This window comes from Rhizobium acidisoli (genome assembly GCF_002531755.2).
Lineage (GTDB): Bacteria > Pseudomonadota > Alphaproteobacteria > Rhizobiales > Rhizobiaceae > Rhizobium > Rhizobium acidisoli.
This window is the reverse complement of sequence record NZ_CP034998.1, coordinates 447,207-468,325: the sequence shown is the minus strand read 5'-3', so window position 1 is coordinate 468,325 and position 21,119 is coordinate 447,207. Positions and strand designations below refer to the sequence as shown.

General features: G+C 60.0%; 19 protein-coding genes and 1 tRNA gene. 8 read left to right on the top strand and 12 right to left on the bottom strand.

Annotation, left to right across the window (positions count from 1 at the left end):
• Positions 1–17 precede the first annotated feature (17 nt).
• Entirely contained in the window at positions 18–1,391 is a 1,374-nt protein-coding gene (locus CO657_RS02300) for a glutamate--cysteine ligase (protein ID WP_054181402.1), read from the top strand.
• Between the two features lie 146 nt (positions 1,392–1,537).
• Positions 1,538–2,416 carry a DUF937 domain-containing protein gene (locus CO657_RS02295; RefSeq protein ID WP_054181401.1) on the top strand — a complete coding sequence of 293 codons (879 nt, stop codon included), beginning with the start codon at positions 1,538–1,540 and terminating at the stop codon, positions 2,414–2,416.
• Positions 2,417–2,504: 88 nt separating this feature from the next.
• Here the strand turns inward: CO657_RS02295 and CO657_RS02290 are convergent, their stop codons facing one another.
• The gene (locus CO657_RS02290) at positions 2,505–2,804 is read right to left on the bottom strand and encodes a DUF1127 domain-containing protein (RefSeq protein ID WP_054181400.1); all 300 of its coding nucleotides are present in this window, start codon (positions 2,802–2,804) and stop codon (positions 2,505–2,507) included.
• 204 nt (positions 2,805–3,008) lie between these two features.
• On the opposite strand from CO657_RS02290, the gene CO657_RS02285 reads away from it, so the two are divergent.
• Positions 3,009–3,965 carry a LysR substrate-binding domain-containing protein gene (locus tag CO657_RS02285; RefSeq protein WP_003588350.1) on the top strand — a complete coding sequence of 319 codons (957 nt, stop codon included), beginning with the start codon at positions 3,009–3,011 and terminating at the stop codon, positions 3,963–3,965.
• A gap of 20 nt (positions 3,966–3,985) precedes the next feature.
• Here CO657_RS02285 and CO657_RS02280 read toward each other — a convergent pair whose 3' ends face one another.
• From CO657_RS02280 to CO657_RS02270, 3 genes are all read right to left on the bottom strand, one after another.
• Entirely contained in the window at positions 3,986–4,627 is a 642-nt protein-coding gene (locus CO657_RS02280; protein WP_054181904.1) for a TetR family transcriptional regulator, read from the bottom strand.
• Between the two features lie 288 nt (positions 4,628–4,915).
• Complete coding sequence (locus tag CO657_RS02275; RefSeq protein ID WP_003588353.1) at positions 4,916–5,332, bottom strand: MAPEG family protein; 417 nt, start codon at positions 5,330–5,332, stop codon at positions 4,916–4,918.
• A gap of 108 nt (positions 5,333–5,440) precedes the next feature.
• Complete coding sequence (locus CO657_RS02270; protein ID WP_003588355.1) at positions 5,441–6,196, bottom strand: SDR family oxidoreductase; 756 nt, start codon at positions 6,194–6,196, stop codon at positions 5,441–5,443.
• Between the two features lie 92 nt (positions 6,197–6,288).
• Here CO657_RS02270 and CO657_RS02265 point away from each other — a divergent pair, with 92 nt between their 5' ends.
• Positions 6,289–7,206, top strand: a complete 918-nt coding sequence (locus CO657_RS02265) for a LysR family transcriptional regulator (RefSeq protein ID WP_054181399.1) — start codon at positions 6,289–6,291, stop codon at positions 7,204–7,206.
• Between the two features lie 7 nt (positions 7,207–7,213).
• On the opposite strand, the gene CO657_RS02260 is transcribed toward CO657_RS02265, so the two are convergent.
• From CO657_RS02260 to CO657_RS02250, 3 genes are all read right to left on the bottom strand, one after another.
• Positions 7,214–7,765 carry a hypothetical protein gene (locus tag CO657_RS02260; RefSeq protein ID WP_054181398.1) on the bottom strand — a complete coding sequence of 184 codons (552 nt, stop codon included), beginning with the start codon at positions 7,763–7,765 and terminating at the stop codon, positions 7,214–7,216.
• 2 nt (positions 7,766–7,767) lie between these two features.
• Positions 7,768–9,252 carry an IMP dehydrogenase gene (guaB, locus tag CO657_RS02255; protein WP_003588358.1) on the bottom strand — a complete coding sequence of 495 codons (1,485 nt, stop codon included), beginning with the start codon at positions 9,250–9,252 and terminating at the stop codon, positions 7,768–7,770.
• 278 nt (positions 9,253–9,530) lie between these two features.
• Positions 9,531–10,523 carry an MBL fold metallo-hydrolase gene (locus CO657_RS02250; protein WP_054181397.1) on the bottom strand — a complete coding sequence of 331 codons (993 nt, stop codon included), beginning with the start codon at positions 10,521–10,523 and terminating at the stop codon, positions 9,531–9,533.
• Between the two features lie 263 nt (positions 10,524–10,786).
• On the opposite strand from CO657_RS02250, the gene CO657_RS02245 reads away from it, so the two are divergent.
• Entirely contained in the window at positions 10,787–12,211 is a 1,425-nt protein-coding gene (locus tag CO657_RS02245; protein WP_054181396.1) for a DHA2 family efflux MFS transporter permease subunit, read from the top strand.
• Between the two features lie 57 nt (positions 12,212–12,268).
• Here the strand turns inward: CO657_RS02245 and CO657_RS02240 are convergent, their stop codons facing one another.
• The 3 genes from CO657_RS02240 to CO657_RS02230 are packed head-to-tail and all read right to left on the bottom strand — an operon-like array spanning position 12,269 to position 14,999.
• Entirely contained in the window at positions 12,269–12,652 is a 384-nt protein-coding gene (locus tag CO657_RS02240) for a VOC family protein (protein WP_054181395.1), read from the bottom strand.
• Positions 12,653–12,707: 55 nt separating this feature from the next.
• Entirely contained in the window at positions 12,708–13,427 is a 720-nt protein-coding gene (locus tag CO657_RS02235) for an RlmE family RNA methyltransferase (RefSeq protein WP_054181394.1), read from the bottom strand.
• 9 nt (positions 13,428–13,436) lie between these two features.
• Positions 13,437–14,999 carry a Ppx/GppA phosphatase family protein gene (locus tag CO657_RS02230; RefSeq protein WP_054181393.1) on the bottom strand — a complete coding sequence of 521 codons (1,563 nt, stop codon included), beginning with the start codon at positions 14,997–14,999 and terminating at the stop codon, positions 13,437–13,439.
• A gap of 244 nt (positions 15,000–15,243) precedes the next feature.
• Between CO657_RS02230 and CO657_RS02225 the strand changes: the two genes are divergently transcribed.
• A tRNA-Gln gene (locus CO657_RS02225) sits at positions 15,244–15,317 on the top strand.
• 383 nt (positions 15,318–15,700) lie between these two features.
• On the top strand, positions 15,701–17,677 hold the full coding sequence (locus CO657_RS02215; protein ID WP_054181392.1) for an acyltransferase family protein: 1,977 nt from the start codon (positions 15,701–15,703) through the stop codon (positions 17,675–17,677).
• Positions 17,678–17,838: 161 nt separating this feature from the next.
• Here CO657_RS02215 and fcl read toward each other — a convergent pair whose 3' ends face one another.
• The gene (gene fcl, locus CO657_RS02210; RefSeq protein ID WP_054181391.1) at positions 17,839–18,792 is read right to left on the bottom strand and encodes a GDP-L-fucose synthase; all 954 of its coding nucleotides are present in this window, start codon (positions 18,790–18,792) and stop codon (positions 17,839–17,841) included.
• Positions 18,793–19,854 (bottom strand): GDP-mannose 4,6-dehydratase, encoded by a 1,062-nt coding sequence (gene gmd, locus CO657_RS02205; RefSeq protein ID WP_054181390.1) that lies wholly within the window; start codon positions 19,852–19,854, stop codon positions 18,793–18,795.
• Positions 19,855–20,026: 172 nt separating this feature from the next.
• Between gmd and rfbB the strand changes: the two genes are divergently transcribed.
• Positions 20,027–21,082 carry a dTDP-glucose 4,6-dehydratase gene (gene rfbB / locus CO657_RS02200; RefSeq protein ID WP_054181389.1) on the top strand — a complete coding sequence of 352 codons (1,056 nt, stop codon included), beginning with the start codon at positions 20,027–20,029 and terminating at the stop codon, positions 21,080–21,082.
• The last annotated feature ends 37 nt before the right edge of the window (positions 21,083–21,119 follow it).

The window sequence follows — 21,119 nt, the reverse complement described above, 5'->3', positions numbered from 1 at the left end:
GAATACAGGTACCCCGCATGGCCCGCGACACCACCGACCAGACACCGCTCTCTTCGGTTCAGGATCTGACCGATTATATCGCCGCCGGCAACAAGCCGCGGGAGCGCTTTCGGATCGGCACCGAACACGAGAAATTCGCCTTCTTCCGCGCCGACAACAGCCCGGTTCCCTATTTCGGCGACGCCAGCATTTCGGCCCTTTTGACCGGCCTGCAGGCGAAAAGCGGCTGGGAGCCGATCATGGACGGCGGCAACATCATCGGCCTGGCCGAGCAGAGCGGCATGGGCGCGATCTCGATCGAGCCCGGCGGTCAGTTCGAACTGTCCGGCGCACCGCTGGAAACGATCCACGAGACCTGCAGGGAATCGAACCAGCATCTGGCGACGCTGCGCGAAATCGCCGAGCCGATGGGCATCCGCTTCCTCGGCATCGGCGGCAGTCCGAAATGGACTTATGCGGAAACCCCGCAGATGCCGAAATCGCGCTACGAGATCATGACCCGCTATATGCCGAAGGTCGGCAGCCAGGGTCTCGACATGATGTACCGCACCTGTACGATCCAGGTGAATCTCGATTTTTCCTCTGAAGACGACATGCGCAAGAAAATGCGCGTTTCGATGAAGCTGCAATCGCTGGCGACCGCCCTCTTTGCATCCTCGCCCTTCACCGAGGGCAAGCCGAACGGGCTGCTCTCCTGGCGCGGCGATATCTGGCGCGACACCGACAACCGGCGCTCGGGCCTGCTCGATTTCACCTTCCGCGACGATTTCGGCTTCCGCGACTATGCCGAATGGGCGCTCGACGTGCCGATGTATTTCATCGTCCGCGACGGCCGCTATCACGACTGTACCCATGTCACTTTCCGCCAGTTCATGAACGGCGCGCTGAAGGGTGAGGTCGCCGATCCGGCGCCGACGATGGGCGACTGGACGAACCATCTTTCGACGCTCTTCCCCGACGTGCGGCTGAAGCGTTTCCTCGAAATGCGCGGCGCCGACGGCGGCCCGTGGCGGCGCATCTGTGCCTTGCCGGCCTTCTGGGTCGGCCTGCTTTACGACGATGCCGCACTCGACGCCGCCGACCAGTTGACAAAGGATTGGAGCTTTGCCGAGATCGGCGCGCTGCGCGATGCCGTTCCGTCGCAGGGGCTGAAGGCCGAGTTTCGCGGACACCCGCTCTTCGACATGGCGCGCGAAGTGGTCGGCATTTCAAGGGCCGGCCTCAAGGCGCGCGGCAAGCTCAACCGGGAAGGCCAGGACGAGACGATCTTCCTGGCGCCGCTCGACGAGGTGCTCGCCAAGAAGGCGACGCTCGCCGAGGATCTGCTGTCGCTCTATCACGGCCGGTGGAACGGTTCCGTCGAACCGGTGTTCGAGGACTATCAATACTGAGCCTGCCCGGGTCTTCGCCAGCTCGGAAACCCACCCGGCAGTTTGCAGGTACGGCTTTAAGTTCTTATAGCAAAAAGCCGTTTGCACATTTCCTTTTCCGGATATAGTGGCGTGACACGCGTCACGACTCGGGGAAAGGGACCTCCATGCTGCCACTCTTCGACATGATGATGCAGGCGCAGAACGGCGCGGCGATGGAAGCGATCGCCCGCCAGTTCAACCTCGCGCAGGAACAGGCGACCAAGGCGATGGCGGCGCTGATGCCGGCTTTCTCAGCCGGCCTGAAACGCAGCACCAGCAACCCTTATGATTTCGTCGGGCTGATGCAGGCCGTCTCCTCCGGCAATTATGCGCGCTATTTCGAGGATATGAACCGGGCTTTTACGCCCGAGGGCATTTCCGACGGCAACAATATCCTTGCCCAGCTTTTCGGCTCGAAAGAGGTTTCGCGGGCGGTCGCCGCCCAGGCCGCGCAGATGACCGGCATCGGCCAGGATATCTACAAGCGGATGCTGCCGGTGCTGGCCGATACGCTGATGGGCGGGCTCTTCAAGCAGACGACCGGCCAGATGGCTTCGCCGATCAATCCCTTCGTCAATACGGCGATGGGCGAGACTATCCAGCAATGGCTGGAGAGTACCGGCTTCGCGCCGAAACCGAAGGCCGCGCAGCCGAGTATCTTCGACAATCCCTTCACGCAGGCGATGCAGCAGATGTTTTCGGTGCCGAAGGCCGAACCGGCACCTCAGCCGAACCCCTTCCTCGACAATCCCTTCGCCAAGGCCTTCCAGGAAATGATGGCCGGGCTTGGGCAGCCGGCGGCGGCCAAGCAACCGGCTGCCAAGACGCAAAAAGCGCCGAAGGAAGAGGCGCCGAAAGAAGAAGCGAAAGCCACTGCCGACAGCTATACCGAGATCCTGAACGCCATGTTCGACAGCGGGCTGGAAGTGCAGAAGACCTACCAGAGAAACCTGGAAGCGATCTTCGAAACCTACCGGCCGAAGCCGCCTGAAACCAAGGCATAAAAAAACCCGGAGATGGCTTGGGAAAAGCCGGTCTCCGGGTCAAGCGGCAGGGCTATTGGCTATCACCCTGCGGGGAAACTCGACGCTCCTATTCGTTGTAGGAGCGGAAGAGCTGCAGGCGCCAGCGATTGCGCGCCGAGCGCGTCAGATGTTCCGACGGGTCCTCGAAAAACGTCGATGCCAGGAACGCAGAGGTCAGGTCGGCCCTGCTTAGGCCGATATCCCTCAGCTGACTGTCATTCAGATCATGCAGCGTGTTGATCTCCATGCGATTGCGGAGCCCGCGAAAGAGGGAGACCAGCGGAGCGAGGCCTGCGACCAGACGCTGGAAAAGCGTCGGGGCGAGCTTGCCGCAGTCGAGTTCTGTTGTCCGGTTTGTCATAAGCATCGAACTCTCCTTTCTCGAGGGCACGCAACAACCCACCCCTCCCGCGAGGTCGTGCGGGAAGGGATAAGGCTGAATTCTGCTTGGACAGGCAGGGCGTCTGTCCTTCACTTTGCTTGATTTGCATCCCGAAGATGCCAAAGAGCTATTGATCAGTCCAACGAATGTTTCTAATGATTATCATCAGCTATCTTTATGGGTGACACAATGTCCGCGCCTCTTGATCTCGACCAGTTGCAGACTTTCATCGCCATCGTCGATTCCGGCAGCTTCACCAAGGCCGCCGACAGGGTCTACAAGACCCAATCGGCCGTTTCCATGCAGATGCGCCGTCTCGAAGAGCGCATCGGCAAGCAGCTGTTCATCAAGGACGGACGCGGCAACCGGCTGACGGTCGAGGGTGAAAAACTGCTCAACTATGCCCGGCGCATCATCCGTCTGAACAATGAGGCGATCGCCGCCTTCGACGACAACAGGCTGGAGGGCACGCTGCGCATCGGCACGCCTGACGATTATGCCGACCGCTACATGCCCGAAATCATCGGCCGCTTCGCCAAGACGCATCCGAATGTCGAGCTCTACATCGTCTGCGAGCCCTCGGTGGACTTGGCCGAGCGCATGCACAAGGGCGAGCTCGATATCGCGCTCGTCACCCACAATCCGCGCGAGCGCATGTCAGATGTGGTGAGAACCGAGCCGCTCTGCTGGGTGGGGTCGGCCAACCATCCGATCCGCGACGACGCGCCGGTACCGCTTGCCGTCGGCAGGCGCGATTGCCAATGGCGCCAGCTTGCCTGCTCGGCGCTCGATGCGGTGGGGCGTGAACACCAGATCCTGTTCACCAGCTGGTCCTGCACCGTCGTTGCCGCCGCCGTGCTTGCCGGCATGGCGGTCTCGGTGATGCCGGAATCAGCACTGCGAACCGGCATGAAGGTGCTGAGCCAGGCGGACGGCTTTCCGGCGCTGCCGCCGGTGCAGATCGGCATCATGAAGCGACCGGGGGTTTCTCTCTCGCTGATGAACGCGATCACCGCGCATATCACCGCCTGTCTCGACAACATCACGCCTGCCGTCGTCGACGACACGCTGGAAGCCGATGTCAAATCTGCCCAGGCACGCCTTTATCCACGGCTGAAGGCCGCCAATATGGTGCCGAGCTGGTAAGGGGTAAGAGGTAACAGCCCTCAGGCGGCGCGCTTCGCGGTCGCGGCGAAAAGGGAGGCGCGGATGACGCGTTTCCACTCGTCGAGCATGCGTCGCGCCAAGGCCTTGTCGCTGACGGCGGCAAGCCGGATGACGGCGCCGATCAGGTGGCTGAACAGGTAAGTGCGCGCATACATCTCTTCGTCGCAAAGGTCGGGCGCCAGCCGCCGCACGGCCTCATGAAAGATGCCGGCGACGCGGCCGCTATGCTCGATATTCAGCTGCAGCAGATCCTGGTCGGTCTCCGTTCCCATCCAGACGCCGAGATAGACGGGATCATCATGGTAGGACTCGTAATACCAGTCGATGATGTCGCAGACGAGGTCGAGCGCCTGGTCGAGCGTCTCAACGTCGGCAAACATCGCCGCCGTCTTCGCCTGGATTGCCGAGGCGTGCTGGTCGAACAAGGCTTTGACGATCGCCGCCTTTTCAGGAAAATACTGGTAGACCGAGCCGATAGGCACTTTGGCAGCAACGGCAAGTTCCGTCATCCGCATGGCGCTGACGCCCTTTTCGGCAATGATCTTGGCGGCGGCGGCGAGAATAACGTCCAGCCTCTGGATACTGCGCTCCTGCTTCGGCTTCCTGCGCAAGCCGATCCGATCCATGCTTTCCACGCCCATGTCGTTCCCGTTCTTATTGTTCGCGCGGGCAGGCATCATGCCAAATCAGCGCGTCGAGCGGGTATGACATTGCAGGCCTTCATCAGTCGTAAACGAAAACGGTCGCATTTTAACGACCGGCAAAGCCGTGTGAAATCAGGCCTCTAGATCATATCATGCTAATTGATTAGCGGCAGAAAGACCTGAAATAGTTGTAGGATTCTCTGACCGAAGAGATATCTATGCGGCGGCCCGAGACGAGTACAATGCCGTCCACTCGGGCGCGCCTGACGAGGCTCCGCGCCGTCCTCAGCCCATCGCCATCCATGCGGCGAGCCAGACCCACATCGCTCCCAACACCAGGTATCCGGCGGCAAAGAGCGGGCTGCGGTAGCGCAGATCGTTGCTGGTGACATGGACGGCAGCATGAGCGTACCGGAGGGCGACGAAGAGCCAGGCGAGGCCGACAGCGACGATATTGTCGGCCTCGGAGACATAGAGAAGAATACAGCAGGCGTGGAACAGCACGGGCAATTCGAACTGATTGGCAAGGCAGTTCTTGACGACGAGGCTTTCAGCCGGCTCGCCGCGATTTTCGCGGTAATCCGATTTCGCGACGCTGCCGGCGCGGACCATTTTTGCGCGCCGCTGCCCAAGAAGCACATAAAGACCGTAGACCAGCGCCACATGGGCAAGGAGTGGCCAAAAGATTTCATAGCCGGTCATTTCGGCACTTCCTTTTCCGCTTTCGCATGTCGCGAGGAGCATTAGCGGAAAGGTTCAACGGATGCCAGGGGCGGCTTGCCGCGGGCATCCGCAAAGCCGATATTGCCTTTACACCTGGGCGCTGCCACCATCGACGAAGAGTTCGGCACCGGTGACGAAGCTGGAATCATCCGAGGCGAGGAAGAGTGCGGCAGCGGCAACCTCCTCGGCACGGCCAACCCTGCCCATTGGCACCTGGGCCGCAAGGGCATCGAGCAAACCCTGCTGGTGGGCTGGATCCTTACCCGCCAATTCGACCAGTCCGGTCGTTTCCGTCGGGCCAGGACTGAGCGTGTTGATCCGAATGCCGCGATCCTTCAAGTCGAGGATCCAGTTGCGCGCAAAGCTGCGCAAGGCGGCTTTCGATGCGGCGTAGACGCTGAAGGCGGGTGTGCCGCCCGAGCCTGCTGTTGATCCCGTCAAGATGACCGATGCTCCTCGCGAGAGCAGCGGCAGGGCCTTTTGCACCGTAAAGAGAACCCCCTTCACGTTTCGATCGAATGTGTCGTCATACTGCTCTTCCGTGATTTCGCCGAGGGGCAACATGGAGCCGCCACCTGCGTTGACGAAGAGCACGTCAACTCTCCCGGCCTCAGCCTTCACCTCCTCATAGAGGCGATCGAGGTCAGCGAGGTTGGCTGAATCCGCCTGGATCCCCACAACCCCGCCGCCGATTTCAGCGATTGCCGCATCGAGAACGTCCTTGCGGCGGCCGGTAATGAAGACCCGTGCGCCCTCAGCCACGAAGCGCTTCGCTGCGGCAAGGCCGATCCCAGACGTGGCGCCGGTGATAACTGCAATCTTCGCATTCAATCGTTGTGTCATTGTCGTCTCCTTTGGCTCGACTGAAGCTGAGATATGGACGAGGGCATCCTTTCGGAATAGAAAGAATTGAAAGCCATTGTTTCAGGAATGAAATGAACAAATTTCCCGATTTCGAGGGACTGGCGATGTTCGCAAAGGTCGCCGAGGAGCGTTCTTTCGCTCGGGCTGCGCAGACGCTCGGTGTGTCGGTGCCGACGGTTTCGCGGGCCGTAAGCCGTCTTGAGCAGAGGCTGGGCGCAAGGCTCTTCAACCGCACCTCTCGACAACTCGCTTTGACCGATTTCGGCCTGCGACTGGTCGACAGCGCCGCACGGATCTATGCCGAGGCCGAGATGGCAGAGGACGCCGCCCGGGAGCTTGCCACCCGGCCGAAGGGGCTGATCAGGCTTGCCGCGCCGATGGACTTTGGGACACGCTGGCTGGCCCCGATCCTGCCTGACTTTTTCGAGCTCTTTCCGGAGATTTCCATCGACCTGCATATGAGCGATGCTGTCGTCGATATCGTGGGAGACGGCTTCGATGCGGCACTCAGAATAGCGGTATTGCCGGATTCGTCATTGGTCGCGCGCAGGCTGGCGCCGGTGGATCGCTTCATTCTCGCGGCACCCGCATACCTTAAACAGTACGGCTTACCGGAACATCCCCGCGAGCTAACGGCTCACCATTGCCTCGGATACGCCTACAGGGCGCGACAGGATGTCTGGCGCCTGCGCAATAGCGAAGGCAAGGAGGAGGTCATCTCACCAAGCGGCTCTCTCCGGGCCACCAATTCGCAAGCGTTGGTGCCAATGGCGCTACGGGGCCTCGGGATCATCGAACTCCCCGAATTTCTCGCGCATGACTATCTCGTCGACGGCCAGTTGACGCCAATCCTTCCCGACTGGACGCTGCCGACCGGCGCACTGTATTTCGTCACACCTTCGGCTCGGGGTCGGCCAGCGAAGGTCGAGGTCCTTGCCGACTTCATGATGGCGAGACTGTCAAATCCGGTTTGGCGGAGGAGGAGTTGACGCCGCCTCAATCCCGGCCTGGCGACAGCCAACGGGCGATGGCAAGCCTGACAAGGACGATGCACGAGATGGCGAGGCTCGCGAATTTCAGCCTCGTCATCCATGGCAGCAGCTGCGCGGCAAGGCCTGCGGAAGGACCGTCGCCGAAGGCGATCAGGCTCGCAATGTTCTCGCCGTAGTCAGCGATACCGTAGACGAAGGGTAGCAGATAGATCGCCTGGCCGACGAGCGGATGCGATCGTCCGAACCACGCACCGAGAGGGCCAAGCTTGAGCAAGGCGAGAAACAGCAGCGCCGTCAGCAAGGCAGGAAAGATCAGTTCCGGCCCGAAATACATGGCGCTGAGCAGCTTCGCCGCCGTCTCGTTCTGATCAAGCAGCGTCTGCATGTGGAAGACGGCCGCTTCATCGTAGCCGGCGAAATAGGTATCGAGCACCGCCTGCCCGGTTTCATGCTTGAAGGGAACGACGAAGCCAAAGGTCGTCCAGGCGAGCACGGCAAGGCAGAGGGCAGCGAGCAGCGCGACGATCCAGAGAGGAATCCCGCTGCCCGCCTTCATGATCAGAGGCCGGCGCCCGGATAATTCGGGCTCTCGCGGGTGATCGTCACGTCGTGGGCGTGGCTTTCGCGAAGACCGGCGCCGGAGATGCGCACGAAGGTTGCCCGCTCCTGGAAATCCTTCAGGTCCTTGCCGCCGACATAACCCATAGCCGCCTTGAGGCCGCCGGCGAGCTGGTGGACGACAGCCGAGACCGGTCCCTTGTAGGGAACCTGACCCTCGATACCCTCCGGCACGAGCTTCAGCGTGTCGCGCACCTCAGCCTGGAAATAACGGTCGGCCGAGCCGCGGGCCATGGCGCCGACGGAGCCCATGCCGCGATAGGCTTTGAAGGAACGGCCCTGGTAAAGATAGACCTCGCCCGGGCTCTCATCGGTGCCGGCCAGCAGCGAGCCGATCATCACGGCGGAAGCGCCGGCGGCGATCGCCTTGGCAAGATCGCCGGAAAATTTGATGCCGCCATCGGCGATGACGGGCACGTCCTGAGCCTGGGCTGCCTGAACCGCCGACATGATGGCGGCAAGCTGGGGAACGCCGACGCCGGCGACGATGCGCGTCGTGCAGATCGAGCCCGGGCCGATGCCGACCTTGACGGCATCCGCACCCGCATCGATCAGCGCTCGCGTACCGTCATAGGTGGCGACATTGCCGGCCATGATGCGCACCGAGTTGGACAGCTTCTTGACGCGGGTGACGGCATCGAGGACGCGCTGCGAATGGCCATGGGCGGTATCGACAACCAGCAGGTCGACACCGGCCTCGATCAGCCGTTCGGCGCGCTCGAAGCCGTCATCGCCGACGCTGATGGCGGCGGCAGCGCGAAGCCTGCCCTGCGCATCCTTGGAGGCGTTCGGGTTCAGCTGCGACTTTTCGATATCCTTGACGGTGATCAGGCCGACGCAGCGGCCTTCGGTATCGACGACCAGCAGCTTCTCGATCCGGTGCGAATGCAGCAGGCGCTTGGCCTCCTGCTGATCGACGCTCTCCTTGACGGTGACCAGATTGTCCTTGGTCATCAGCTCGTGGATCTTCTGCTCCGGATCGGAGGCGAAGCGCACGTCGCGGTTGGTCAGGATGCCGACGAGGCGGCCCGACTTCTCGACGACCGGGATACCGGAAATGCCGTGTGACTTCATCAGGCCGAGCGCTTCGGCAAGCTTTGCCTCCGGACCGATGGTGACCGGATTGACGACCATGCCACTTTCGAACTTCTTCACCTGGCGGACTTCTTCGGCCTGCTCGACCGGCGTCAGGTTGCGGTGGATGACGCCGAGGCCGCCGGCCTGGGCCATAGCGATCGCCAGACGGCTTTCGGTGACGGTATCCATGGCCGAAGACAGGATCGGGATGTTGAGCTCGAAGTCCCGGGCGATGCGGGTCGCGATGTTCGTCTGGCCGGGCATGACCTCGGAGTGGCCGGGCTGCAGCAGCACGTCGTCGAAGGTAAGCGCGTCCGCGCCGGTTGCCGTTTCAATGATGCGTGCCATGGCCAAATTCCTTCATTTAAGAAAATGCAACCTGGCCCGGAAACGAATCGTCCGCCCCGGCGGTGTGCATGGGATTGCTTGGAAGTTGGCGAGGGCTGGTAACACGTCTATGACAGGAAGGAAATAGCAAAAAGCCCGGCCTGTCCGCCGGGCTCGTCATGGGTGCCATGCGCCTGGAGCAACGCCGTGGTTTCGCCGGGTCGTGGAGATGGTCTATCCCTTTGTTTTCACCCCTTCCCGGCAAAAGCGCTGCGCAGTTCTGCTGGAACGGCTCCCTATCAGATGTCGAACTGATATGTCTTCGGCACGAAGCGATAGCCGCCGTCCTGCTTCTCGGCAAAACCGACCGCCGGGAACGGCATGTGATAGCCGAGGAAGGCGATCTTCTCGCTCGCGATCATGTCGAAGACCTTGCGGCGGGTGGCCGCTGCCTGCGCCTTGTCCATGTCGAAGCGCACCTCCCAATCCGGGCGCAGCAGCGAGAGGATATAATGATTGGCGGTATCGCCGGTGAGAACCAGGCGTTTGCCGTCGGATTCGACGTGGAAGACCATATGCCCCGGCGAGTGACCGGCCGCCAGCATTGCCGTCATGCCGGGCGCGACGCTGTCACCGTCCTTGATGAAGGTGGTCTTTTCGGCAAGCGGCGCGACATTAGCAAGCACCGCCTTGTGGCCGCCTTCGGCCGGCGTTCCTTCGCGCGCCTTGTTCGACCAGAAATCATATTCGGCCTGGCCGACGACATAGCGGGCATTTTTGAAGGCCGCCGCGCCGTTTTCCATCAGGCCACCGATATGATCGCCGTGCAGATGGGTGAGCGCCACCAGGGTGACGTCGTCGGCCGAATAGCCCGCGGCCTTCAGGCCCTCGGCGAGTTTTCCGAGCCCGCGGGCGCGACCGCTCGCTCCAAAGCCGGTATCGACGAGAATGAGATCGGAACCGGTATCGATGAGAACAGGCGCATAGCCGTTTAGGAGCTTGTCGGCCGGCAGGAAATTTGCGGTCAGCAACGCCTGTACGATTTCGGGATCCTGATTGGTGCCGTAGGTCTCATAAGGTTTTTCGGAGATATTGATCCCGTCCCTGACGACGGTGAGCTTATAGGCACCGAGCTTGAACTGATTGATTTCGGGTAAAGGCGTTATATCCATACTTCTGCTTGCTCCAGTGACAGCCGCTTCGGCCTTCTCTCTCAAAATGACCGGCGCCGCCAGCAGGCCAAGGCCTGCGGCAAAAAGGGTGCGCCGCTTTATTCTCGACGAAATTGCCATATGTCCATCCTTCCACGCCGTGCGGTGTCTCGCCGCACTGCGGATCACCTTTCCGGCCGATGAAATTCCCCGCCGGATTTCTTGTCCCGGCAGGGTAAACATATGTCAATGTTGACACGCGATGTTGTCGGACAAGCCGTCTCACGCAGACGTGAAGCAAACATATCGTCGAACCGGATTTGAGCATTGGCAGGCCTCTGAAGTGGGTCTAAACAGCACGGGCCTTCCCAGCCCCCATCCGCAGCCATCAAGGCCTCCCGCCTATGAACCGCATCGTCCCGCTGATCCTTGCCGTCGCTCTTTTCATGGAACAGATGGACTCCACCGTCATTGCAACCGCGCTGCCGGCGATCGCAGCGGATCTCAATGTCGGGCCGATCACGCTGAAACTGGCGCTGACCTCCTATATGGTGGCGCTGGCGGTGTTCATCCCGGTCAGCGGCTGGATGGCCGACAGGTTCGGCGCCAAGAAAATCTTCCGCCTTGCCATCTCGGTCTTCGTCATCGGCTCGATCTTCTGCGCCGTCTCGTCCAACCTCGTCGAATTCGTGTTCGCCCGCTTCCTGCAGGGCATGGGTGGGGCGATGATGACGCCGGTCGGCCGTCTGGTGCTGGTGCGCACGACGAAGCGTAGCGATCTGGTCTCGGCCATGGCGCTGCTCACCATCCCGGCGCTGGTCGGCCCGCTCACCGGCCCGCCGCTCGGCGGCTTCATCACCACCTATTTCAGCTGGCACTGGATCTTCCTGATCAATGTGCCGGTCGGCATCATCGGCATCTGGCTGGCGACGATCTTCCTGCCGGAGGTCGAGGCGACGGCGCCGCCGAAGCTTGATTTCACCGGTTTCGTGCTCACTTCGTTTTCGGCCGCGGGCGTCGTCTTCGGCCTGTCGGTGGTCAGCCTGCCGGCCCTGCCGCCGATCATCGGCGTCACCGCCACCGCGATCGGCCTCATCTGCGGCTTCCTCTACATCAGCCATGCCAAGCGCCACCCGGCGCCGATCCTCAACCTCGACCTGTTCAAGAACCCGACCTTCCGAGCCTCGACCCTCGGCGGCACGCTCTTTCGCATCTGCGTCGGCGCCATGCCCTTCCTGACGCCGCTGATGCTGCAGCTGGGCTTCGGGCTGACGCCGTTTCAATCCGGCCTGATCACCTTTGCCGGCGCCATCGGGGCGATCACCACCAAGTTCATGGCAAAGCGGGTCTTCGCCGCTGCCGGCTTCCGCACGACGCTGCTTTGCGCCGCCATGGTGACGACCCTCGTGACCGTCGTCACCGGCCTGTTCACGCCGGCAACGCCGCATCTGGTCATCATCGGCGTACTATTGCTCGGCGGCTTCTCCCGCTCCTTCATGTTCACCGGCGTCAATGCGCTTGCCTTCGCCGATATCGACGATGCCGAAGCGAGCCAAGCGACATCGATGAGCTCGGTGATGCAGCAAGTCAGCCTGGCGCTTGGCGTTGCGGTCGCCGCCGCGATCCTGGAAAGCTCGATCTATATCCGGGGCGAAGCGCTGCAGGTCGCCGATTTCCACCTTGCCTTCTATATCATCGCCGGACTGACCGTCATCGCCACCATTCCCTTCGTGAGAATGGACCGCAATGCCGGCGCACTGGTTTCCGGCCACCGCGCGAAGGTGGTGACGGTATCGACTGTCGAAGCCGAGCAGCCGGTGGTGAAATAGGCTCAAGGTGCTACAGCGTGCCTTGCGCGCCGGAAAAAGTCTTGTGGCGCTGTCGCCCTATTCCGGATTTTCGCAGACGGCAGAGAGCTTGTTGCCGTCGAGATCGCGCACATAAGCGGCATAAAAATGGGCGTGGTAGGGGCGCAGGCCCGGCCCGCCTTCATCGACGCCGCCTGCCGCAATCGCCGCCGCATGGAAAGCATCGACGGACGCCCGGGTTTCGGCCGCGAGCGCGACCATGGCGCCGTTGCCTGATGTCGCCCGGCGGCGATTGAACGGCGTCACCACCCAGAAGCGGCAGCGCGTATCGCTCTCGGCGGAATAGCCGATTTCCTCTTCCGAATAATGCTGGCGGCGATAGCCGAGCGGAGGCAGCACGGCATCATAAAACCGTCCGGCGCGATAAAGGTCGTTGGTTCCGAGCGTGATGTACAGAAGCATGGGATCAGCAGTTCAGCTCTTTGGACCGTCATCATCGGCCCGGACCGGCCCAAGATCAAGCTTTCTCAGTGTCACCTTCGACCTTGCGCCCCTTGAAGCCCTTGGCCAGCAAAAACATCTCGACCGATTCGGCGCGTGAGGCGTTCGGTTTGACATGGACGACCTGGCGGAAGTTCTGCTTCAGCATGGCGAGCAGCTCCCGCTCGGTGCCGCCCTGGAAGGTCTTGGTGAGGAAATGTCCGCCCTCCCCCAGCACCTCGACGGCAAATTGGGCCGCGACTTCGCAGAGATGCATGGTGCGCAAATGGTCGGTGCGGTGGTGGCCGGTGGTCGGTGCCGCCATATCGGAGATGACCAGATCGGGCGTGCCGCCGACCGCCTCCAGCAGCTTTTCCGGCGCAGTGGGATCAAGGAAATCGAGCTGCAGGATCTTGACGCCGGGCAACTGGGCCATTTCGAGAAAATCGATGGCGGCCACGCGGATGTCCTCATCCGTCGAGCCGGTGACCTTGGCGGCGATCTGCGACCAGCTGCCGGGTGCGGCACCCAGATCGATGATGCGCTTGGCGCCGCGCAGGATATGGTGCTTCTCGTCGATCTCCAAAAGCTTGAAGGCAGCGCGGGCACGATAGCCTTCCAGCTGAGCGCGCTGCACATAGGGATCGTTGATGTGGCGCTGCAGCCATTGGCGGGAGGAGGCCTTCATCTTCTTGTTCTTGACGCGCTGGCCGAGCTTGCGGCCGGTGCGGTTTCCCGCGATCGGTGCCTTGGTCATGCCTTTTCCTTATCTAGCCCGCTGGCCGCGGCGGTTGCGGTTGCGCCGCCACACGCCGTCATCGGCCATCATGTCGGTGAGCAGGCCTTCCCTCAAGCCGCGATCGGCGACCCGCATGCGCGGGCTCGGCCAGCGGCGGCGGATCGCCTCGAGGATGGCGCAGCCGGCGAGCACCAGATCGGCCCGATCCGGCCCGATGCAGGGATTGGCGGCGCGGCTTTCGAAATTCCAGGAGAGCAGTTTTGCCTGCATGGCGGAGACCTCGTCGTCGGACAGCCAGATGCCATCGACCTTGCGCCGGTCATAACGCGGCAGGTCGAGATGGACGCCGGCAAGCGTCGTCACGGTGCCCGATGTGCCGATCAGATGGAAGTCGCCGGTCTGGGCGACCTCGATCTCCGGGCAATCGAAGCCTTCGAGCATGCCGCCGACCTCCCGCACCATGCCTTCGAAAGCTTCCGGCGTGACGTCGCGACCGCCATGACGCTCCGACAGCGTCACGACGCCGACCGGCAGCGAGGTCCAGTGGGTGATGTGGTTGGCGAGGCGACTGAAACGATTATCGCCGATGCGGATGACGGCGATCTCCGACGAACCGCCGCCGATATCGAAGAGGACGACCGAGCGGGTCTCGCGCCCGACCAGCGAGGAGCAGCCGGAGACGGCGAGCCGCGCTTCGGTCTCGCGATCGATGATCTCGAGCGCGAGGCCGGTTTCGGCAACGACGCGGGCAAGGAACTCCTCACCATTGACCGCCTGGCGGCAGGCTTCGGTGGCGATCAGCCGCATGCGGCGGATCTCGCGGTTTCTGAGCTTGGAGGCGCAGATCCGCAGCGCTTCGATCGCCCTTTCCATCGCCTCGTCGGATAGACGGCCGCTGGCCGCCAGGCCTTCGCCAAGGCGCACGATGCGGGAAAAGGCGTCGACCACGCGGAATTGGCCCGGGCGGGTCGGCTGAGCGATGAGAAGACGGCAATTGTTGGTGCCGAGATCGAGAGCGGCATAGAGTTCGTCCGGCCACGCATATTCCCCGGCCTGGCGATCGCCTGGATAACCGGAATTGATATGGCCATCCTGACGTCCCCTGCGGCCGGCATTTGCGCTGTTCTGCGCCTCGCGCGGCTCGGCGCGCTGCACCGTCTCTTCGGCGCGGCTTTCCTGCTGCGGCGGGGAAGGTTTTGCCGCCGTCAGCGGCCGGCCCTGCAGACCGCGCTTGCCGCGATGTTTGCGGCGGTTGCGCCGGCTCGGCGTCTGCTCGCCTTCGGCCCGGGCGGCATTGCCAGCCGCTCTCGCCTGTTCCATCGCTTGGGGATGAGATGAACCGTCCTGCGCAGCACCTTGGCCGCCACGGCGGCGACGCTTTCGCTTGCGGGCCGGATTTCCGGCCGCATCTTCCATCGGGCGCGCAGACTGCCCGGCATTGCCGGAAAGCTCATGCGAAGCGGGATGAGCCGCGTTGCGGGATTGCCCGCCACGCTTGCCCTTGCGGCGCCTGGACTTCTTGCCGTCCTTGCGCCCTGCCGCCGACGCCCCGTCAAATTGCGGCTTCGCGCCGCCTTCGGGGTCTTCCACGTTGTTTTTCCACCGCGCCGCGCAACTCCCTGAGGTATGCAGCAGGCGCTCGTTCGATTTTTGCGTTGCGGCAAGAATATCAGCGCCCGCCAAAATCACCAAATTCTTTTTTGGGAGAGGGATTTGGGGATCGTTTCACCGCGTCGCGACAGCACCGAATTTTTTCAAAACGGGTATTTGCAATCCGCCCGCTTTTGGTTATAAGCGCCGCACAGCAGCCAAGCCATGCTTCGGCGGCGACTGCTGGGGAATAGTTCAATGGTAGAACGACGGACTCTGACTCCGTTAATCTTGGTTCGAGTCCAGGTTCCCCAGCCAAACGATTTTGCGTCCGTTCTGGACACATGAATTGCGGTTGTTCCTGAGACATAGGCAACAGTTTTGAGCCGAAAGGGTTCGGCGGTGGCTTGAGCGTGCATGTCTCGTCATCGAAATATCCAGGTCGCAATCCATGAAGCTTGCGCGCCAGATATGGTTTTCGCCGCCCCCTCCTGTCTGCTGGAACGTCTTGGATTTTAGCGGACGCCGTCCCATGCTGATTTACAACAGCGTAGAAGATAAAGATTGAAATCGGCCCCGCCCACAAATCTTTTATCGGGCCATACTGTTCTCTCTCCAAGATCTCTGTGGTAGGCAGCCCAAAGGCGCCACCCTTGCGCGCGACAACCTTACCCTCTCGATACCGAAGGCAGGCGCTAGCATTGAAGGTTTACCGACCAGAGATCGATGGCTTAAGGGCCATATCGGTGATCGCGGTTATTCTTTATCACGCCGAGTTCACGCTTGCCGGCCACACGCTGCTTGAGGGTGGATACATCGGCGTCGATGTATTTTTTGTGATCAGCGGCTTCCTGATTTCCCAAATTTTGCTGACAGAAATCGAAGCAACTGGGCGCATTGATTACCTTAAATTCTATACGCGGCGCGCGCGGAGAATTCTGCCTGCATTGTTCGCCGTCGTTTTCGCGACAATGCCCTTCGCCTACTACCTTTTATTACCCTCAGAACTCCTGGATTACGCGAATTCAATAGGTTCTTCGCTGCTATTTGGATCGAATATCTATTTTTATTTTACAACGGCCCAGTACGGGGAGCCGGATACCCTTCTCAAGCCTTTTCTTCACACCTGGTCGTTGAGCGTCGAAGAGCAATTTTATATCGGCTTTCCGCTCTTATTGCTGATTACGCGCCGATATTTGAAATCAAAGTTTTTGCCGTGCGTGTTGCTCATGGCAACTTTAAGCTTCGTATTCTGTGTCCTCACGGTACGGTATGATCAGCAACAGGCCTTCTACTCGCCTTTCACCCGGGCCTGGGAACTTCTGGCCGGAACACTTCTCGCCTATTACGAGGTGAGACGTGGACGTGCGCGCCCTCGGCCGCTGCTCGCGGCGGCCGGGCTTGTCCTCGTTGTTGGTTCCCTCATCCTGTTTAGAAAGGATACGGTTCATCCTGGGCTGCTCACTGTCATCCCGGTCATTGGGACCTGTCTGGTACTTGCATTCGCCAGTCATAAGGATGTCGCCGGGCGCCTGTTGGCTTCTCGACCTGCGGCACTCACCGGAATAGTCTCCTACTCCCTATATTTGTGGCACTATCCGGTCTTCGCCTTCGCGCGGCTGACAAGCCTGGATTTCAACAACGGCGATAAGGTTCTTGCCGTTGCAGCGACCGCCTTGGTCGCGGTCGTCAGCTTCGTCGCCATCGAAAAGCCCATTCGCTACACCAGGAGAAACCGCGCCTTCTGGATCTACCTAAGCTCCTCAGTCGTGACCATCACGGCGGCTGTCGTGTCGGCAGTCACTATGGCCGGTTTTCCTCAAAGATTGGATCAAGTCTATCCACCTGTCGCGCAGACGAACGAAGGGCGACTTGAAAGCACTTTTCAAAGCTTGAACAGCAACATTCGGGCTGACAAGTCCGTTATCTTCATAATTGGGGACTCGTACGCCAGGAACTGGTCAGTCGCACTGAATAATTACGTTGATGCCGACCGATATGAAGTCGTTGCAATCAGTTACTTGAACTGCAAGGTGGAGATCAAGGACGATATTGTTAAGGCTCCCTCGTCCGACAGCCGTTACGATCAGTACTGCATTCCATTTGAAAAATATATCAACGACAAATCATTGCTCAGCCGAACGAAAGCGATTTTCCTCGCCAGTCATCGGCCCTTTGAATATGAAGCCAATCCCTTCAGATTTGAGCTTCTTTCCTGGATGAAAAGCCATTCGGATGACGCGAAAATATTCATTTTTGGAAATTACTTCCAGCTTGACCGATTGCACTCGTGCCTAGGATTAATGTTTCAGACAAAATCTGATGCCTCTGCGTGCTTGCGATTGGCGACGTATCCGCCCACCAACCAGCCGTTAGCGCAGTTGCCATTTTTCCCATCTGATCTTGCATTCAACTACGTCGATATCATCAAGCTTCACTGCGATTACGACAAGGAGAAATGCCTCACCAGTAGCGGGGGTGTTCCGTTTATGACAGACTGGAACCATCTGACAGCGGAATTTCTTACGACATTGATTGGCGACATTTTGGAAAAGAGAACTGCCGACCTACAGAGCAGCGGTCTCCTCAATTTCCTAGTACTGCCACACGCCAGGCAATCCGACCGAACTGCAAGTTCGCAGCCGAATGCTGGTCCCACGTCTTTCGCTTCTCCATGAGATCAAGCAGACAGACGCCGGGACCGACGGTGAACTTGATGTTCAAGTTCGGACTTTCGGCATACCCCATCGTCTCGACTAGGGTAGCAGCCACGCCGCCTAAAGCTGGCGGCTGACATGTCACGCCAATCGCCACCCTTTGGAGTTCTGGATGCCGACAGCTATTGTCGCGTCACGGCGGCGTTGCCTTCGAACTTCAGAAACCAATCATACACTGCGCGGATACCTTCCTCCAGCGAGATGCGCGGCTTCCAGCCCATGTTCTTCAGCTTGTCGGTGCTCATGAGTTTACGCGGCGTGCCGTCCGGCTTGGAGAGGTCGTGAGTGATATTTCCTTCGTAACCGACAACACGGCAAACCAACCGCGTGAGCTCGATGATTTCGATATCCTCTCCCGAACCGACATTGACGTGCTGTGCGTCGGAATAGTTCTTCAACAGAAAAACCAGTGCATCCGCGCAATCATCAACATGGAGGAATTCCCGTCGTGGCCTTCCGCTTCCCCAGATGGCAATTTCGGATGCCCCCGTCACCTTTGCGAAGTGCGCTTTGCGAATCAGCGCCGGCAGAACATGACTGGATTGCAAATCGAAATTATCGCCCGGGCCATAGAGGTTGGTGGGCATGGCGGAAATGTAATTGCGCCCGTGCTGCTTGCGGTAGGCTTCCGCCAGCTTGATCCCGGCAATCTTGGCGACCGCATACCACTCGTTGGTCGGCTCAAGCGGGCCGGTCAGAAGCGCATCTTCAGATATCGGCTGCGGCGCAAATTTGGGATAAATACAGCTTGAGCCCAGGAACAGAAGCCTGTCGACGCCGCTACGATGCGCGGCTTCGAAGATATTGGCTTCAATAATCAGATTATCGTAGAGGAAATCGGCCGGGAAGGTATCGTTCGCCAGAATGCCGCCAACCTTTGCAGCAGCGAGGATGATCGCGTCCGGCCGGTTCGTCTGGACGAATCTCTCGACTTCGTCCTGCCGTTTGAGATCAAGCTCCTGCCGCGTTGCCGTGATGACATTGCAATTTTCTGAGTGAAGCCTGCGCACAAGCGCGCTGCCCACCATGCCTCGATGGCCGGCCACCCAGATTTTCTTGTTGGACAAGTCGGACACTCAGCTCTCTTTCCTGCTGTTCAGGGCCTTCCAGTGCTTGATATCTTCACGCACCATTTCGGCGGCGAGTTCACGAACCGGGGTCTTGTGGTGCCAGCCTAATTTCTGACGTGCCTTGGTCGGGTCGCCAAGCAAAAGGTCGACTTCCGTCGGGCGGAAATACCGGGGGTCGATTTCCACAAGGCAGGCACCGGAGGCCGCGTCGTAGCCCTTTTCATCCACGCCCGATCCCTTCCATTCCAAAGTAATGCCGACGTCGGCAAAGGCCCACTCGACAAACTGTCGGACGCTGGTCGTCTCACCCGTTGCCAAGACGTAGTCATCCGGCTCGTCCTGCTGCAGCATGCGCCACATGCCCTCGACATATTCACGCGCGTGGCCCCAGTCACGCTTGGCGTCGAGATTGCCGAGGAAAAGCTTATCCTGCCGCCCCAGATGGATGGCGGCCACCGCCATCGTAATCTTGCGCGTGACGAAGGTTTCGCCGCGAAGCGGGCTTTCGTGGTTGAAAAGAATGCCGTTCGACGCATGCATGCCATAGGCCTCGCGATAATTCACGACGATCCAATAGGCATAGAGCTTGGCTGCGGCATAGGGAGAGCGCGGGTAAAAGGGCGTCTTCTCGTTCTGCGGCACTTCCTGCACTAGACCGTAGAGTTCCGATGTCGATGCCTGGTAGAACCGGGTCTTTTCCTCGAGTCGCAGAATACGGATCGCTTCGAGCAGCCTCAATGTCCCGATACCATCGGCATCCGCCGTATATTCGGGCGTTTCGAAACTAACGCCGACGTGGCTTTGTGCGGCGAGGTTGTAGATTTCGTCGGGCTGTGTCTGCTGCACGATGCGCAGCAGATTGGTCGAGTCGATCATATCGCCATAGTGGAGGATAAAGCGCGGATGGGTTTCATGCGGATCCTGATAGATGTGCTCGATACGGCCGGTGTTGAAAGACGAGGATCGCCGCTTGATGCCATGCACCGTATAGCCTTTGCTCAAAAGCAATTCGGCCAGATAGGCACCATCCTGACCGGTCACCCCAGTAATCAGCGCGGTTTTTGTCATTTTTCACATCGTCTTTCGATACAATCTTCGGGATGTGTTTATGGAAACGGCCGAACTAGCGCAACCCCCATGACTTACAGCCATGCCAGCATCTTCGATCTCTTCGGTTGACGTGGGACTCGCACAATGAGACTAGAACTCTCCAAACTGTCAAATCTCCAAGGGGGAAAATATGATCCTGGTGACGGGGGGAGCTGGTTTCATCGGTGCGAACTTCGTGCTCGATTGGCTTGCGCTTCATGATGAGCCGATCGTCAACCTCGATGTGCTGACCTATGCCGGCAATCTGGAGAACCTCGCCTCCGTCTGGAACGACCCGCGCCATCTCTTTGTCAAAGGCAGCATCGCGGACTACGACCTGGTTGCGGGACTGCTTCGGTCCCATCGCCCCCGTGCGGTCCTGAATTTCGCGGCCGAAAGCCACGTGGACCGATCGATCCACGGGCCTGAAGAATTTATCCAGACGAATGTCGTCGGCACGTTTCGCCTGTTGGAGGCCATCCGCGGATTTCTTGCCTTGCAGGATGAAACCTTCCGGGAGAGCTTTCGTTTTCTTCATGTATCGACCGACGAAGTCTACGGTTCGCTTGCTCCCGCGGAAGCGGCCTTCAGCGAAGATCGCAAATACGAACCAAACAGCCCTTATTCCGCGAGCAAGGCGGCCAGTGATCATCTGGTTCGCGCCTATCATCACACCTACGGCTTACCGGTGCTGACGACGAACTGTTCGAACAACTACGGCCCCTATCATTTTCCCGAGAAGCTTATTCCCCTGGTCATCCACAATGCCCTCTCGGGCAAACAGATTCCGATCTACGGGGACGGAATGCAGGTACGCGACTGGCTTTTCGTCAAGGATCATTGCAGCGCGATCCGACGCGTTCTGGAGAGTGGAAAGGTCGGGGAAACCTATAATGTCGGCGGCAGAAATGAGCTGACCAACCTGTCGGTGGTCAATACGCTCTGCGAGATCCTTGACGAATTAAGACCGTTGCCCGACCGGGCGAGCTACAAGTCCCAGATCACTTTGGTGCGTGACCGCCCCGGCCATGATCGCCGTTACGCCATCGATGCGGCCAAAATCGAGCGGGAACTCAACTGGCGCCCGAGGGAAACGTTCGATACGGGCATTCGCAAGACTGTCGAATGGTATCTTGCCAACGAAGCCTGGACAGAAAACGTCACGAGCGGCAGCTACCGCCAATGGATCGACCGTCAGTACCAGTAGGCCGCAAGACGCGGGTCCTTTCTCGCTCGCCGCTAAA